The organism is Streptomyces fradiae, assembly GCF_041270065.1.
Classification (GTDB): Bacteria; Actinomycetota; Actinomycetes; order Streptomycetales; family Streptomycetaceae; genus Streptomyces.
Genome location: NZ_CP065958.1, coordinates 4,367,090 through 4,383,146, shown reverse-complemented (window position 1 = coordinate 4,383,146; position 16,057 = coordinate 4,367,090). Strand labels below are relative to the sequence as shown.

The following is a 16,057-nucleotide window of genomic DNA, read 5'->3' as shown; positions in this document are numbered from 1 at the left end:
GGAAGCCCTCTGTGCTTCCGGCAGAGGTTCTGTCAGTCGGTGTAGTAGCCGGCCATGTCGGCGATGAGGTCGACGGACCCGCTGTGGTTGTAGAAGGTGATCTTCCCGTCCTTCACCGGCACGACGACCATGTTCGGCACGGTCTGCCCGGCGACGAAGTTGAGGTTCGACGCCGAGGTGCGGGTCGTGCCGTACGGGTATACCGACACGAAGCTGGTCGCGGTCGCGTTCGTCGCCGTGACATTGAGGACCACGGCCTTGTACTGGGCACCGACGGTGAGGCTCACCGTCTGGCCCGCGCCGACCTTGACCTGGTCCACGCCGAGGCCCGCACCCGTGCGGGTGTCCATCACCCGCTTCGGTTTCATGCCGGTGAAGACCGAGCCGGTGCTCTGCTTGAAGTAGCCGGCGACATCGGCGAGGACGTCGACCGAACCGGCTCGGTTGTAGAAGGTGATCTTCCCGTCCCTGACCGGCACGACGACCATGTTCGGCACGGTCCGTCCGGCCGGGAAGTTGACGTTCGAGACGTTCGGTCGGGCGGTGCCGTACGGGTAGACCGACACGAAGCTCGGTGATGTCCCGTTCGTCGCTGTCACGTTCAGGGCCACCGCGGTGGCTCCCGGCTCGGTCACGGGCAGCGTCACCGTGCCGCCGCCCGGGATCTGCGCCTTCGGCACTCCGGTGCCGTCACGGGTGTCCATCAGCCGCGTCGGTGTCACCGAGTGGTACGCCGAGGCCGCGGTGCCGGCGGCGTAGTAGCCGGCGACGTCGGCGATCAGGTCGACGGACCCGTTCTTGTTGTAGAAGTTCACGAAGCCGTTGACGACCGGCACGGTCACCAGGTTGGAGACCGTCTGGCCGGCCGCGAAGTTGAGGCTGGAGGCGGACGGCCGGTAGGTGCTCGACGGGTAGGCGGAGACGAAGCCGCCGGCCGTCGGGTTCGTCGCGGTGACGTTGAGGACCACCGCCGTCAGCCCGCTCTGCGGCACACCGCCAACACCCGCCACCTGGAGGGGACGAATCTCCCCCGGGCCCACCTTCGACTTGGCAGTGCCGAGGCCGCTGCGAGTGTCCATGAGCCGGGCGGGGGTCAATGGCGTGTACGTGCCTGGCAGGGTACTGAGCCCGACGTCGAACGACTCGATGCTTCCGGTGGACCGGAGGGCGGGGCCCGTGCCGTCGGCAGGCTGCGCCGTCATGACGTACGTGTAGATGGCGTCCTCCAGACCCCGGCCGAGCTGGTCCCTGCTGTCCCAGTCGATCGCGACGCCCGCGCCGTTGCCACTCGCTCCCTGGTAGGTGCGGACGACCCGGCCCGAGGGCTCCTGGATCTCGACCTTCCAGGCGCCCACGGAGCGGGAGGTCCGCCAGCGCAGCTGGGTCGTGCCGCCGCTGATCATCCGATCGAACGTGTCGAGCATGACGAACGGCTGCGGGGCCACCGGCACCCGCTTGACGTGGATGTCCTTCTGGGCATCGACGAAGGCGACGTTCGCGCCGAACTTGTCCACGGTCCACTGGCCGCCCCGGCTGTCCGTGTCCGCCCAGGCGGGCACGGTGGCGAGGTCGGTGGTCTGCCCGGTGGCCGCGTTCGTCAGCAGCAGCTTGTGCGCGGTCCGGTCGTGCCGTACGACGAAGCCGTCGCCGAGCAGCGATTCTCCCGCGGTCACGGGCACGTTCTTCTTCAGGGTCCGGTCGTAGACGCCCGCCTTGTCGGCCCCGCAGGTCCAGTACAGCCAGCGGCCGACGGCCTGGAGTTCGGTGGGTCGGCAGCCGGAGCCGAGCTCGACGGACGCCGAGGTGGAGCCGGTCCTGAGGTCGTAGGCGTTGACCTGGCCGGTGGACGTGGCCGTGGTGGACTTCCAGACCTGACTGCCCCACAGTGCGGCGGCCGACTTGGTCAGGGTGAGCCGGACTTCGTTCTCGTTCAGGTTGTCGATGTCCAGGTCGACCGCGTAGGTCTGGTCGTCGCTCCTGGCCAGGGCGTAGCGGCCGGCGGCGTCGAAGACAGCGCTCTCGGTGGGCAGCTCGGTGGAGCGGTAGGAGTTGTCCGTGGGTGCCGTGACGGTCGTCCCGCTCCCGAACGCCTCATTGCCGTCGCCGAGCGACCGCAGACCGTTCGGCGTGTCCGTCAGCCGGTAGCGCAGCCTGGGCGCCGTCGCGGCCGGGGTACCGGCCATGGTGGTGTCGACGTCGAACAGGGCGGGCGTCGCAGGCCTCATGCTCCAACTGGAGTCGGAGAGGTAGCTCAGCCGGCCGCCGCCCAGTGCCAGTCCGCTGTACGTTGCGGGCGCCTGGGGCACCTTCTGCACGGCGCGGACGGCCGGTGCGCCGTCGGCCCCGGGGGTGATGTGGTGGACCGCCCAGTCGGTGGCACTGCTGCCGCCCGCGAGGAAGACACTGCCGTCCCGTGCTGTGACGAAGCCCTTGGCCCCGGCGGGCAGCAGGTCCCTGGCGGTGCCGCCGCCGAGCGGGACCTCCTGGACCTTCTGGCGCAGCTTGCCCTCCGGGTCGTAGTACGCGGCGGCGTAGACGTAGACGACGTGGCCGCCGACCACGGCGAACTCCGGGTACTCGGACGTGGGGTACGGCTTGGTGACGACCGTCCGTACCGGCGTGGCCGCGGCGTCCGAGCGGGGCACGGTGTACAGGGTGCCGCCGCTCGACCAGCCCAGGATGTGCTCGGCGCCGAGCCGGAGGTTCCCCGTCGTCTCGAAGACAGCGGGGAGCCGGCTGAGCGTGGCGGCCGTGTAGTCAAGGTAGTAGCGCGCGGTGCTGTTGGAGAAGCGGATGATCGCGCCATGGGTGTCTTGAAGGACGTGCATGGCCTGGCCCACGCCCGCGGGAACGCCGGTGACCGGGGTCTCGGAGACGCCGCCGTCCGCCAGGCGCACCAGGGCGAGCGCCGAGGTCAGGCCGTCCTGAGAGGTGCTGGTGGCCACGGTGTCGGTGGAGTACGCGAACGCTCTCTGGCCCTCGGGGACGGGGATCCGGGTCTCGGTCCCGGTGGCGATGTCGACGATCCGGAAGGTGCCGGCCTCGGAACGGGCGCTCAGCCCGGAGTGCCCGTACTCGGCGCTGTCGGGCAGCACCTTCGTCTCGCCGGAGACCGCGTCCGTCCACAACAGGTCGCTGTTGCCCTCCTGCCGGTGGATGTAGCCGCTGGCTCCGGCGCCGATGAGCGTCTCCCCACGGGGCTGATAGCGGCCGGGGTCCGGGAGGACCACCTCGTCGGACGGCGGTGTGTCGGCGGCGAACGCCGGGGCGGTGAGTGCGGTGCACAGGCCGGCGGTGATGCCGACGGCCGTCGCGAGCGCCAGCGCGGTGCGGGTGCGTGCGTACAAAGAAGTCCCCTCCATGAGCCTGTTCCTCAGGCATCGGGCGGGTGGCCAGTGCTCGCGCGTCCCGCGCGGCCCCCTCCGGCGCTTCCCCGCCCGAGGCGGTGATCGTAACAATGCGATCCGGCCACCGGGGAGATGGTTTCGAACCGGTTCAGAGCATCGGCCTGTCCGATGACCTGCGGCCCGGGCGCCGAACGGATCCGTGTACCCCGAATCCGTACGTCTGGAATACGCACGTTTGAGCGTTTACCGGACGGGCTAGGTTCGCCGTATGGCTTCTGTCCTCGTGGCATCGAACCGCGGACCGGTCTCGTACAGCGTGCGCGACGACGGTTCGCTGAGCGCACGGCGGGGCGGCGGCGGCCTGGTCTCGGGCCTGAGCGCGGTGTCGTCCGAGGACAGCCTGTGGGTGTGCGCGGCGCTCGGCGAGGGCGACCGGGAGGCGGTGCGGCGCGGGGTCGCGGAGCCCGGGGTGCGGATGCTGGACATCGACCCGGAGGTGTACGCCGACGCGTACAACGGCATCGCGAACTCGGTGCTGTGGTTCCTCCACCACCACCTGTACGACATCCCCCGCGAGCCCGTCTTCGACGCGGCCTTCCGCCGCCGCTGGGCCTCGTACCGCGCCTACAACCGCGCCTTCGCCGAGGCGCTGGCCGCGGCCGCCGACGAGGGCGCGGCGGTGCTGGTGCAGGACTACCACCTGGCCCTGGTCCCCGGGATGCTGCGCGAGCTGCGCCCGGATCTGCGGATCGGGCACTTCACGCACACGCCGTGGGCGGAGCCGGGCTATCTGCGGATGCTGCCGGAGGACATCCTCCAGGAGCTGCTGTGGGGCATGCTCGGCGCGGACGAGCTGGGCTTCCACACGGCGATGTGGAGCGGTGCGTTCATGCAGGGCGCGTCCTTCGACAACGAGTCGGGGACCGCGGTGCCGTACTTCCCGGCGGGGACGGCCTGGCGGGGCGTGGAGCACCGGCGCGGCAGCGGGCCCGGCGCCCAGAAGCGCGTCACCAACGTCTCCGTCCACCCCCTCGGCGTCGACGGCGACGACCTGCGGGCCCTGGCCCACCGCCCCGAGGTGGACGCCCGCCTGGCCCGGCTCCGCGCGGAGGTCGGGGACCGGAAGACCATCGTCCGGGTCGACCGCACCGAGCTGTCGAAGAACATCCTGCGCGGCCTCATGGCCTACCGGGAGCTCCTCACCACCCACCCCGAATGGCGCGACCGGGTCGTCCACCTGGCCTCCGCCTACCCGTCCCGCCAGGACCTGGAGTCCTACCGCGCGTACACGGCCTCCGTCGTCGCCCTCGCCGAGGAGATCAACGCCGAGTTCGGCACGGCGGACTGGCAGCCGGTCCTGCTCTCCGTCGAGGACGACTTCACCCGCTCCCTCGCCGCCTACCGCCTCGCGGACGTGGCCCTGGTCAACCCGGTCCGCGACGGCATGAACCTGGTCGCCAAGGAGATCCCGGTGGTCTCCGAGGCCGGCTGCGCGCTCGTCCTGTCCCGCGGCGCCGGCGCGTACGAGGAGCTCCACACGGACGCCCTCCCGGTGAACCCCTTCGACATCACCGAGACCGCCGAGGCCCTCCACCGCGCCCTCTCGATGCCTCCGGCGGAACGCGCCGACCGCACCAAACGCCTCGCCACCGCGTCCACCGCCCTCCCACCCCAACGCTGGTTCCTGAACCAGCTGGAGGCCCTGCGGGGTTCCTGAGCGGATACCGGACCCTGCCCCTCCCCTACTGCACCCCTATGTACGGGGAGGAAATTCTTCGGGGTCTCCCCCCTCCTCGTGCGGGTCCTTCCGTGCCAGACTCGCCGCGATCGTTCCCCCAGGCGATCCGTAAGTCTCCTACGGAACCACGCGAACCATGCGGCACCCCGCATGTGAGCGAAGGGATCGCGCAGCCTTGAGAAACAAGATTGTTGTGGGCATGACCCTCGGGTCGGCGCTCACCGCACTCCTCGCCGCGGGACTCACCCCCGCCGCGGCGCAGGAGGCCAGGGACAGCAGCCCCGGCGCCACCGCCGCGCCCAGGGCGGACGACCGGCCCGGGCCGCTCAGCAAGCAGCGCAGCGAACTGCGCAAGAAGGCGATCGACCTGGTGGCCAAGGGCAAGGCGAAGGCGAACGCCCGTGGCGTCGTCGAGGTCGCGCCCGGCAAGTTCGCCGAGACCGAGACCACCACCGAGACGCGGCAGGAGAAGATCTTCACGATCCTCTCCGAGTTCGGCGACCAGAGCTCCGGGAAGCTCGGCTCGGTGCCCGGGCCGCTGCACAACCAGATACCGCAGCCGGACCGCAGCACGGACAACTCCAACGCCTGGACCGCGGACTTCTCGAAGTCGCACTACGAGGAGCTGTTCAACGGCTCCGGCGAGTCGATGAAGACCTTCTACGAGAAGCTGTCCAACGGCCGCTACTCCGTCTCCAACACCGTCGAGGACTGGGTCAAGGTCCCCGGCAACGCCTCCACCTACGGCGACAACTCCGTCGAGGACACCGGCGGCTCCTGGGCCTTCATCCAGGACACCGGCGACGCCTGGTGGAACGCGCAGCTCGCGGCCGGCAAGACGCCCGCCGAGATCGACGCGTACCTCGCGCAGTTCGACGTCTGGGACCGCAACGACTGGGACCACGACGGCAACTTCGACGAGCCCGACGGCTACATCGACCACTTCCAGGCCGTGCACGCCGGCATGGGCGAGGACGCGGGCGGCGGCGCGCAGGGCGAGGACGCCATCTGGTCGCACCGCTGGTACGTCAACGGCGACGACTTCGGGCTCACCGGCCCCGACGTCTCCGGCGCCCAGAACAAGGCGGGCGGCGCCCGCATCGGCCAGTCCAAGTACTGGCTCGGCGACTACACCACCGAGGGCGAGAACGGCGGACTCGGCGTCTTCTGCCACGAGTTCGGGCACGACCTCGGCCTGCCGGACTTCTACGACACCAACGGCGGCGAGAACTCCACCGCCTTCTGGACCCTGATGAGCTCCGGCTCCTGGCTCGGCCACGGCGCCGCCGCCAACGAGGGCATCGGCACCCACCCGGGTCTGATGGGCGCCGAGGAGAAGCTGTTCCTCGGCTGGCTGGACTACGCCGACGCGCCGCTCGGCGCCACCGGCTCGTACACCCTGAGCCCCGCCGCCCTCCAGGTCGCCGGCAAGGCGCAGGCCGTCCGCGTCGCGCTCCCCGACAAGGCGAGCAGCACCCCGTACGCCACGCCCACCTCCGGCACGCACGCCTGGTGGACCGGCTCCGCCGACGGCCTCAACCAGTCCCTCACCCGCTCCGTCCCCGCCACCTCGCGGGTCACGGTCAAGGCGAGCGCCTGGTACGAGATCGAGGCCGACTTCGACTACCTCTTCGCCGAGTACTCCCTCGACGGCGGCGCCAACTGGCAGCGCGCGGGCTCGGCCGTCTCCGGCTCCTCGGCCGGCAAGTGGACGACGCTGCGCTTCTCGTACGACGCCGCGGGCCAGCCCTCGCTGTTCCGCTTCCGCTACCAGACCGACGGCGGCGTGCACTTCGCCGGCGCCTTCCTCGACGACATCAGCTTCGCCACCGGCGGCACCACGCTCGCCTCCGACGACGTCGAGCAGGGCACCAACGGCTGGACCGCGCAGGACCGCTGGAAGATCTCCACCGGCACCGAGACGGCCACCTACCCGCGCTACTACCTGGTGGAGAACCGCGAGTACGTCGGCGCCGACGCGCTCCTCGCCGAGGGCCCGTACCAGTTCAGCAAGGGCATCACCGCCCCCGACTGGGTCGAGTTCTTCAAGTTCCAGAACGGCATGCTGGTCTGGTACGTGGACCGCTCGTACGACGACAACAACGTCAGCTCCCACCCCGGCGGCGGCTCGGCGATGGCGGTCGACGCCCGTCCGACCCCGTTCCGCTGGGACGACGGCACCGCGCCCAGCAACCGCCGTCAGCCCTTCGACGCCACCTTCGGCCTGGAGCCGACGGACGCGACCTGCCTCCACAAGGAGGTCCTGGTCGGCAAGGGCAAGCAGCAGACCGTCGCGACGAAGGCCGCCTGCGCGCCCTCCGTCCCCGGCATGCCGGTCTTCGACGACACCGACCCGAACGCCTACTACGACCCGACGGCCCCCCAGGCCAGCGTGAAGGTCGCGGGCCACGGCACGAAGGTCACCGTCACCGGCGACGCGGGCGACGACCTGACGATCACGGTGGCGAACCCGTAGGTTCCGCCGCACTGATCCTGTTCAAAAAAGGGGCGCCCCGCCTGCCGGGGCGCCCCTTCCCGCTGTTACGCTCTCGTCCACCTGCGGTGGGGGGCACGGCAGGCTTGTGAGTTCCGGGGAGGAACCGGGTGCTTCGACACACCCTGACGCGGGGCGCGTTCGCCGCCGCGACGGCGATCGCGCTGACGGTGGGCGGCGGCCTGACGCCACTGGCGGGGACGGCGACGGCGGAGGAGCCGGCGCCGGGCGAGGTCGTCGTACCGGCGGCCCCCAAGTCGTCCACGATCAGCGCATGGCCCTATCTGACCGCCCAGTCGCGGTACTATCGGGCGGACGCCGCAGGAGCCGAGGGCGTCTTCCACTACCAGGGACCGGACCGGCAGGTCCTCTGGACCCGATACGCGGACGGCCGCAGTACCCCGGTCCCCCTGTCGTACGAAGCCGGGACGACCATCCTCGGCACGGGCGCCGACACCCTGGCGTTCCTCCGTGGGGGCGAGGTCGAATGGCGCGCCGCGGACGGCACCTCGCGCCGCCTGATGCTCCCCGAGGGGCTGAAGGCACACGCCGTCTACGACTCCACGGTGGTCGCCTACGAGGCGATCCTCCAGCCGGACGGAACGTACACGACCGCCACATGGCACCTGCTGTCCCTCCGCCCCGACGGAACGGTCCGGGACCTGCCCGTGACCGGCCCGGACGACACCTTCGTGGGCGGGGCCCTCGCCGGCGACTGGTCCGGCATCCTCACGACGACACGGGTCCAGAACGAGACGCGGCGCGTCGGCATCGCCTCGACGGCGACGGGACGCGTCGAGACGCTCACCGCGCCCGTCCCCCAGACATTCAGCAGGGCGAAGCTCTCTCCTGACCACATTGCCCTGTACAGCGCCGACAGCACGAACCACAAGGTTCTGGTGGCCTCGCGAAGCGACCTCTCGGCTCCGCTCACCGAGGTCACTGTCGACAATTACCAGGCGAACGGCACCTCGAACCACCAGTTCGCCATCGTCGGCGACTGGCTCGTCTACGTGTCGTCCCGCAGTTCCCTCGATGCCGTACCGATCGCCGGCGGTCCGGCCATCACCCTGCTCGCCAAGGTGTCCAACGGGGTGTCCACCGGGCCGGACGGCACCGCCGCGCTCGTCGGCGGCTCCGACGCCGTCGACTGGGGCGTCCGCCGCGTCACCGCCGACGCCTCGGGCAAGCCCGTGGTGACGATGGTGAAGCCGCTGCCCAACCCCGCGAAGATCCGGGGCATCGCCCTGGCCCAGGGCCGCCTCTCCGTCCTCGACGACAGCGACCACTCGGCCTTCGAGTACGTCCGGGATATCAGCCTCTCCGGCACCCCGACGTACGGAAGCCGGTCGAAGCTCACCGGCATCGCGATGGACCCGTGCGCGGACAACGACCCCGCCTGCGCCTCGTACCTGGCGCTCGGGGACGGACGGTTCGTCCGCCGCGTGGACGGGGACGACACGAACTGGCGCTACTACGTCAACGGTTCCGGGGACTACGACTTCTCCGAGCTGTACCTGCCCGCCGGCGGCAGGATCGACGCCCTCTCCTCCCGCTATCTGGTCCACACCGTCCACGGCACATCGGCCACGCCCGGCACGCAGACGATCCGGTCGATCAGCGGCGGAGTCCTCGAAACGCGCGCACCCGTCGCCGCCGCCCTGTGGAACACCTTGCTGTGGAGCGCGACCGGAGAGAACGGGGCCCTGGCCGCCAAGGACCTGAAGACCGGCAAGGCCGTCGAGACCGTGAACACCGGTGCCCCCTGCGTCCCCGCGGAACTCCAGGCCACTGACCGCTGGCTGTACTGGTCCTGCGGCGCGAACGGACCGGCCGGGGTCTACGACCGTACGGCGAAGTCCTCGCGGTCCGTGCCGTCCGGCGAGGCCCTGCTCGGCGACGGCTACGTCGTCACCCACGACAAGGCAGCCGGAAAGCTCGTGCTCACCGGCGCCGCCGCCGACGGCCCGGCGAGCCGAGTCGTCGGCACTCTGCCCGACACGGGCGTCTCCCAGCGCCATGTCCGCTGGAGCGTCGACAAGTTCGGCGGCCACCTCGCCTACGTCGACGCCGAGCAGCAGGTGCACGTCGTCGCGACGGGCATCCCCGCGCAGCCACTGGCGGTGCTGGACGGAACGGCGGGGACGTACGTCGACGCCGCCTCCACCGGCAAGTGGCAGCTCCTCACCCGTCAGTACAGCAAGCCGGTGGGCTCCTGGACCCTGACGGCCCGCCACAACCGGACAGGGCAGATCAGCGAGCTGGCCACCGGAACAGAGATACGCGGGAAGCTGGAGATCTTCTGGAAGGGGCGTGACAAGGCCGGCACCCTGCTGGCCAACGGCGCGTACACATGGACGCTCACCGCCCCGCCCGCCGACGGCATCGGCCCTGCCGTCCAGGAGTCCGGCACCGTGACCCTGGTCGGCGGTGCCTCGCTCGCCTCCAGCCGGTTCGTGGGCGTGTCGGGGACCACGAATCATCCGGTCCGGATCCTCGACACACGCAGCGGCCTCGGCGCGCGCAAGGGCAAGGTCGGCCCCGGCGGCTCGATCACGCTCCAGGTCACCGGGCAGGGGCAGGTACCGGCGACCGACGTCACGTCCGTCGCGCTGAACGTGACCGCGGTCAACCCGAGCGCCTCGACGTACGTCACGGTCCACCCGTACGGCACCACCCGCCCCAACGCCTCCAACCTCAACGTGCCCGCGGGCCGGATCGTGGCCGGGATGGTCGTCGTCCCGGTCAAGGACGGCAAGGTCACTCTCTACAACCACGCCGGCAGCGTCGACCTCGTCGCCGATGTGACCGGCTACTACACGACCGGCCAAGGGTCGCTCTTCGAACCGCTCAAGCCGGCCCGGATCGTGGACTCCCGGATCGGGCTCGGCGTCGCGAAGGGCCGGCTGGAGGCAGGCATGCTCGGGTGGGCTCCGGTCCTCGGGCGCGGTGGCGTGCCGAATACGGGCGTCACCGCCGTGGTGCTCCAGCTGACCGCGACGAACCCTTCGGCGGCCACGTTCGTCTCGGCGTACGGCACCCCCTACGCCGACACCTATGTTCACTCGCACGTCCAGGTGGCGGCCGGGCAGACCGCCTCCAACCTGGTGGTCGTCCCGCTGTACGACGACTCCCTGGCCCTCCTCAACCGGTTCGGCGCGGCCGACGTGATCGCCGATGTCGTCGGCTACTACCGCAACGACAACCTCGGCTCGCTCTTCCAGCCCCTCGCCCCCTCCCGCTCCCTCGACACCCGCGCCGCCATCGGCGCCCCCAAGGCCAAGCTCGGCGGCGGCAAGACGCTCACGCTGACCGTCGCCGGGCGGAACGGGGTGCCGGCCACCGGGGCGACGGCGGTCGTCATGAACGTGACGGCGACCAACGTGAGCAGCGGTACGTACGTGAGCGTGTACCCGTACGGGGCGACGCGGCCGAACACGTCGAACCTCAACGTGGCGGCCGGGCAGACGGTGTCCAACCTCGTCGTCGTGCCCGTCGTCGACGGCAAGGTCACGCTCTACAACAACGCCGGCACGGTCGACCTCGTCGCCGACGTGCAGGGGTTCTACGCCCCCTGACCGTCCGCCGGCTCTTCCGCCATCGCCTCCGCGAGCCCCGCGAGGAGGCCCACCACCGCCGCCGGCCCCGGGACCGTGAGGTCGGCGCGGGCGGCGAGGTCGGGGACCGCGGAGGATTCGGCGGCGGAGCAGACGAGGAGGCCGGGGGTGCCGTCGGAGCGGAGTTTCTCGACGGCCGCGTAGGCGGGGAGGTCGCCGAGGTCGTCGCCCGCGTAGAGGACGGAGCGGGCGCCGGTCTCGCGGAGGTAGTCGGCGAGGGCGACGCCCTTGTCCATGCCCGGCGGGCGGAGCTCCAGGACCATCCGGCCCGGTTCCAGGACCAGGCCGTGGTGGGTGGCGAGGTCGCCGAGGGGGCCCTTCAGGGCCTCGAAGGCGCCCTGCGGGTCCTCGGCGCGGCGGGTGTGGACGGCGACCGCGCGGCCCTTCTCCTCGATCCAGACGCCGGGCCAGGCGCCGATCCGGTCGAGGAAGCCGGGGAGCTCGGCGCGGACCGAGGCGACCCCGGGGTGCGGGGCGGCGGCCTGGACGGTGCCGGTGACGGCGTCCCAGCGCTCCGCGCCGTAATGGCCGAGGACGACCAGGTGGTCCAGGCCGGGGACGCCGGCGAAGCCCCCGTACCGTACGGCCACTCCGGCGGGGCGGCCGGTGACCACCACGACGGCGGCCACCCGCGGGGCGAGGGCGGCGAGCGCGGGCACGGCGCCCGGGTGGGCGCGGGCCCGTTCCGGGTCGGGGACGATCTCGGCGAGCGTCCCGTCGAAGTCGAGGGCGACGACGGCCTTCTCGGGCCGCGCGAGGAGCGCGGCGAGGCCGTCGCGGCCGGCGGCTGTGGTCGGGTGCGGAAGGCTGCTGACCATGCCCACGACCCTACCCAGGGTCGCCGGTCCCGTCAGCGGGACGGTCAGCGGCGCGCGCTCTTCTCGTCGCGCACCCGGCGCAGGCGGTTGACCGTGACCGGGTCGTGCGCCAGCGCGCGCGGGTCGTCCAGGAGCGCGTTGAGCAGCTGGTAGTAACGGGTGGCGGACAGGCCGAGCTGTTCGCGCACCGCGCGCTCCTTGGCGCCGGGGCCGGGCCAGGAGCGCCGTTCCACGGCGAGGACGGCCCGCTCGCGCTCGCCGAGCTCGTCGTGTCCCGGGTCCCCGTTTTCGCTCGTCATACAGACCAATTTATTCGGCGTTCTCGGCCGCCGTCGCCTGCCGGGCCAGCCGGGCCAGCACCTCCGCCGGCTTCACGCCCGGCTGCACCGCCCGGCCGATGTCCTTCTTCACGCTGCTGCTGACCTGCGCCCACGACGTCTTGCCGACCGGCGGCAGCTGGGAGTCCGGCAGGGCCTCCAGGAACTCGCGCAGGTCGGCCGACTTCGGGTCGGCCTGCATGGTCGCGGAGGCGGTGACGGTGGCCGGCAGCAGGTCGTTGTCGCCCGCGAACTTCAGGACGTTCTCGTCGCTGAAGACGAAGTCGAGGAAGGCGCCGATCTCCTTGCGGTGCCCGTTCTGCTTGAAGCCCATGATCCAGTCGGCGACGCCCATGGTGGCCTTGGCCTTGCCGTCGGTGCCGGGCAGCGGCACCTTGCCGACCTTGACGCCCTTCTTGGCGGCCTCCTGCATGAGGGAGGGGTGCCCGTTGAGCATGCCGACCTCGCCGCGCGCGAAGGCGGCGAAGGCCTCCTTGCGGTTCAGCTTGCCGGGGGCGGTGGGGCCGGTGAGGCCGGGGGTGACAAGGTTGTCGCGCAGCCAGTCGAAGGTGCGGGTGTTGGCGTCGGAGTCCAGGTTGTAGTGGCCGGTGGCGTCGATGTAGCCGCCCCCTCCGCTGAGCAGCCACATCATGGTCTCGGCCTGGGCCTCCTCGGGGCCGAGGGGCAGCGCGAAGGGGTAGGTGACGCCCTTCTTGTTCAGCTTCTCGGCGGCGGCGGCCAGCTCGGCCCAGGTGGTCGGGGCCGCGTCGACGCCCGCCTTGTCGAACAGCTCCTCGTTGTAGAAGAGCAGGCGCGTGGAGGCGACGAAGGGCAGCCCGTACTGGGTGCGCTTGTACTCGCCGGCGTCGACGAGCGGGGCCAGGAAGTTGGCCTGGACGGGGATGGACAGCAGCTCGTCGGCGGAGTAGAGCTGCTCGGCGGCGGCGTAGTCGGCGTAGGCGCCGATCTGGGCGACGTCGGGCGCCTGGCCGGCCTTGACCATGTCGGCGACCTTGCGGTCGACGTCGTTCCAGGACTCGATCTGGACCTGGACCTTCACGCCGGGGTTCTTCGCCTCGAAGGCGGCGACCAGGCCGTTCCAGTACTTCTTGGTGGAGTCGCCGCCGGTCAGGTCGTAGTCGGCGGCCACGAGCCTCAGCGTGACGTCGCCGCCGGAGTCGCCGCCGAGGGCGCCGCAGCCGGAGAGGCCGGCGGTCAGCCCGAGTGTGGTGGCCGCTGCGGCCAGTCCAAGGAATCGTCGCCGCTGCACAGCCGTAACCCACCTTTTGCTCGTCGTCGAGACAATGTTCGACCGCAAGTTTCCCGCATTTTCACCGGAGGTCTACACCACTCGCATATCGCTTCGGCAACGCATCCCACCGCCTGCGCCGCGCCGCCGAGGCCGGAGCCGGCTTCGGCGGGCCGCCGGAGCCGGGGCCGAATTTGTATCCGAGCGCAACAATCCTCCGCAGTGGACTAGACCTTTCGACCCCTGACACGCGACACTGTCCCCGTGAGACACGTCATCGCCCTCGATGTGGGCGGCACCGGCATGAAGGCCGCCCTCGTCGGGGCGGACGGCACCCTGCTCCACGAGGCCCGTCGCGCCACCGCCCGCGAGCGCGGGCCCGAGGCCGTCGTCGAGACGATCCTCGGGTTCGCCCAGGAGCTGCGCGCGCTCGGCCAGGAGCGGTACGGCCAGCCCGCCGCGGCCGCCGGCGTCGCCGTCCCCGGCATCGTCGACGCCGCGAACGGCATCGCCGTCTACGCCGCCAACCTCGGCTGGCGTGACGTCCCCATGCGCGCCCTGCTCAGCGAACGCCTCGGCGGCATCCCCGTGGCCCTCGGCCACGACGTGCGCACCGGCGGCCTCGCCGAGGGCCGGATCGGCGCGGGCAACGGCGCCGACCGCTTCCTCTTCGTCCCGCTCGGCACCGGCATCGCCGGCGCCATCGGCATCGGCGGCGAGATCGAGGCCGGAGCGCACGGTTACGCGGGCGAGATCGGCCATATCGTCGTGCGCCCGGGCGGTACGGAGTGCGGCTGCGGCCAGCACGGCTGCCTGGAGCGCTACGCCTCCGCCTCCGCCGTCTCCCTCGCCTGGGCCGAGGCCTCCGGCGACCCCGAGGCCGACGCCGCCGACTGCGCCAAGGCCGTCGAGTCCGGCGACCCCGCCGCCGTACGGGTCTGGCAGGACGCGGTCGCCGCGCTCGCCGACGGTCTGGTCACGGCCCTCACCCTGCTGGACCCCCGCACGCTCATCATCGGTGGCGGTCTCGCCGAAGCAGGGGAAACGTTGTTCACACCCCTTCGGGCCGCCGTGGAGGAGCGCGTCACGTTCCAGAAGCTGCCCGCCATCGTCCCGGCGGCCCTCGGGGACACCGCCGGATGCCTGGGCGCGGGCCTCCTCGCCTGGGACCTGCTCGCTCAGGGCTCAACCGAATCCGACTCGGAGGTATCCGCCTGATGGCCGTTTCCACAGTTCTCACCGGGGCCCGCGTGGTGCTGCCGACCGGGACCGTCGAGAACGGACGAGTGATCGTCGAGAACGGCCGCATCGCGGGCGCCGCCCACGCGGAGGCCCGAACCCTCGATCTGTCCGGCCACTGGCTCGTGCCCGGCTTCGTCGACATGCACAACCACGGCGGCGGCGGCGCGTCCTTCACCTCCGGCACCGTCGACGAGATCCTCACCGGCGTCCGCACCCACCAGCAGCACGGCACGACCACCGTCGTCGCCTCCTTCGTCACCGGCGACATGGACTTCCTCACCCAGCGGGCCGGGCTGCTCTCCGAGCTCGCCGAGCAGGGCGACCTCGCCGGCATCCACTTCGAGGGCCCCTTCATCTCGCCCTGCCGCAAGGGCGCCCACGACGAGACCCTGCTGCGCGACCCCGACCCCGCCGAGGTGCGCAAGCTGATCGACGCCGCGCGCGGCCAGGCCCGCATGGTGACCCTCGCGACCGAGCTGCCCGGCGGCCTCGACTCCGTACGGCTGCTCGCCGAGCACGGCGTGATCGCCGCGATCGGCCACACCGACGCCACGTACGAGCAGACCCAGGCGGCCATCGACGCGGGCGCCACCGTCGCCACCCACCTCTACAACGCGATGCCCGCCCTCGGCCACCGCGCGCCCGGCCCCATCGCCGCGCTCCTGGAGGACGAGCGGATCACCGTCGAGCTCATCAACGACGGCACCCACCTGCACCCCGCCGCCCTGGAACTCGCCTTCCACCACGCCGGCCCCGAGCGGGTCGCCTTCATCACCGACGCCATGGACGCGGCCGGCTTCGGCGACGGGCGCTACATGCTCGGCCCGCTGGAGGTCGAGGTGAAGGACAGCGTCGCCCGGCTCGTCGAGGGCGGCTCCATCGCGGGCTCCACCCTGACCCTCGACCGCGCGTTCAAGCGCGCCGCGACGATCGACGGGCTGCCCGTCGAGTCTGTCGTCCAGGCCATCTCCGCCAACCCCGCGAAGCTGCTCGGCGTGTACGACCGGGTCGGCTCCCTGGAGCCCGGCAAGGACGCCGACCTCGTCGTCCTCGACGCGGACTTCGAGCTCAAGGGCGTGATGCGCAAGGGCGCGTGGGTGGTTGAGCCCGAGCTGGGCTGATTTCGCCCGCGCCTTCTCCAGGCGTGGTCCAGGCGGTTGGTCCGGGGGTCTGGGCCAACCGCCTTCTGTTTGGCATGATCAGGGCGCCCGGCGACAGCACAAAACCAGGGACAG

Annotated in this window: 9 protein-coding genes; 5 read left to right on the top strand and 4 right to left on the bottom strand. The window is 71.5% G+C overall.

Annotation, left to right across the window (positions count from 1 at the left end; all coding sequences use genetic code 11):
• Positions 1–32: 32 nt before the first annotated feature.
• Positions 33–3,347 (bottom strand): hypothetical protein, encoded by a 3,315-nt coding sequence (locus JAO84_RS19950; RefSeq protein WP_370414082.1) that lies wholly within the window; start codon positions 3,345–3,347, stop codon positions 33–35.
• Positions 3,348–3,615: 268 nt separating this feature from the next.
• Between JAO84_RS19950 and JAO84_RS19945 the strand changes: the two genes are divergently transcribed.
• From JAO84_RS19945 to JAO84_RS19935, 3 genes are all read left to right on the top strand, one after another.
• A complete protein-coding gene (locus JAO84_RS19945) occupies positions 3,616–5,064 on the top strand; it encodes a trehalose-6-phosphate synthase (protein WP_370414081.1) in 1,449 nt (482 codons plus the stop codon).
• A gap of 220 nt (positions 5,065–5,284) precedes the next feature.
• A complete protein-coding gene (locus JAO84_RS19940) occupies positions 5,285–7,561 on the top strand; it encodes an immune inhibitor A domain-containing protein (RefSeq protein ID WP_370414080.1) in 2,277 nt (758 codons plus the stop codon).
• A 128-nt stretch (positions 7,562–7,689) separates the two neighbouring features.
• On the top strand, positions 7,690–11,157 hold the full coding sequence (locus JAO84_RS19935) for a hypothetical protein (protein WP_370414079.1): 3,468 nt from the start codon (positions 7,690–7,692) through the stop codon (positions 11,155–11,157).
• Here the strand turns inward: JAO84_RS19935 and otsB are convergent.
• Genes otsB through JAO84_RS19920 form a run of 3 tightly spaced genes read right to left on the bottom strand, consistent with a single transcriptional unit; the run spans position 11,145 to position 13,601 of the window.
• Positions 11,145–12,014: a trehalose-phosphatase gene (otsB, locus tag JAO84_RS19930; RefSeq protein ID WP_370414078.1), complete on the bottom strand. Its 870-nt coding sequence runs from the start codon at positions 12,012–12,014 to the stop codon at positions 11,145–11,147. The genes JAO84_RS19935 and otsB overlap by 13 nt on opposite strands.
• A 44-nt stretch (positions 12,015–12,058) precedes the next feature.
• A complete protein-coding gene (locus tag JAO84_RS19925; RefSeq protein WP_265867333.1) occupies positions 12,059–12,313 on the bottom strand; it encodes a DUF3263 domain-containing protein in 255 nt (84 codons plus the stop codon).
• A gap of 10 nt (positions 12,314–12,323) precedes the next feature.
• A complete protein-coding gene (locus tag JAO84_RS19920; RefSeq protein WP_370414077.1) occupies positions 12,324–13,601 on the bottom strand; it encodes an ABC transporter substrate-binding protein in 1,278 nt (425 codons plus the stop codon).
• Between the two features lie 243 nt (positions 13,602–13,844).
• On the opposite strand from JAO84_RS19920, the gene JAO84_RS19915 reads away from it, so the two are divergent.
• Positions 13,845–14,798 carry an ROK family protein gene (locus JAO84_RS19915; RefSeq protein WP_370414076.1) on the top strand — a complete coding sequence of 318 codons (954 nt, stop codon included), beginning with the start codon at positions 13,845–13,847 and terminating at the stop codon, positions 14,796–14,798.
• The gene (nagA, locus tag JAO84_RS19910; RefSeq protein ID WP_370414075.1) at positions 14,798–15,943 is read left to right on the top strand and encodes an N-acetylglucosamine-6-phosphate deacetylase; all 1,146 of its coding nucleotides are present in this window, start codon (positions 14,798–14,800) and stop codon (positions 15,941–15,943) included. The genes JAO84_RS19915 and nagA overlap by 1 nt, the downstream gene beginning before the upstream one ends.
• Positions 15,944–16,057: the final 114 nt, after the last annotated feature.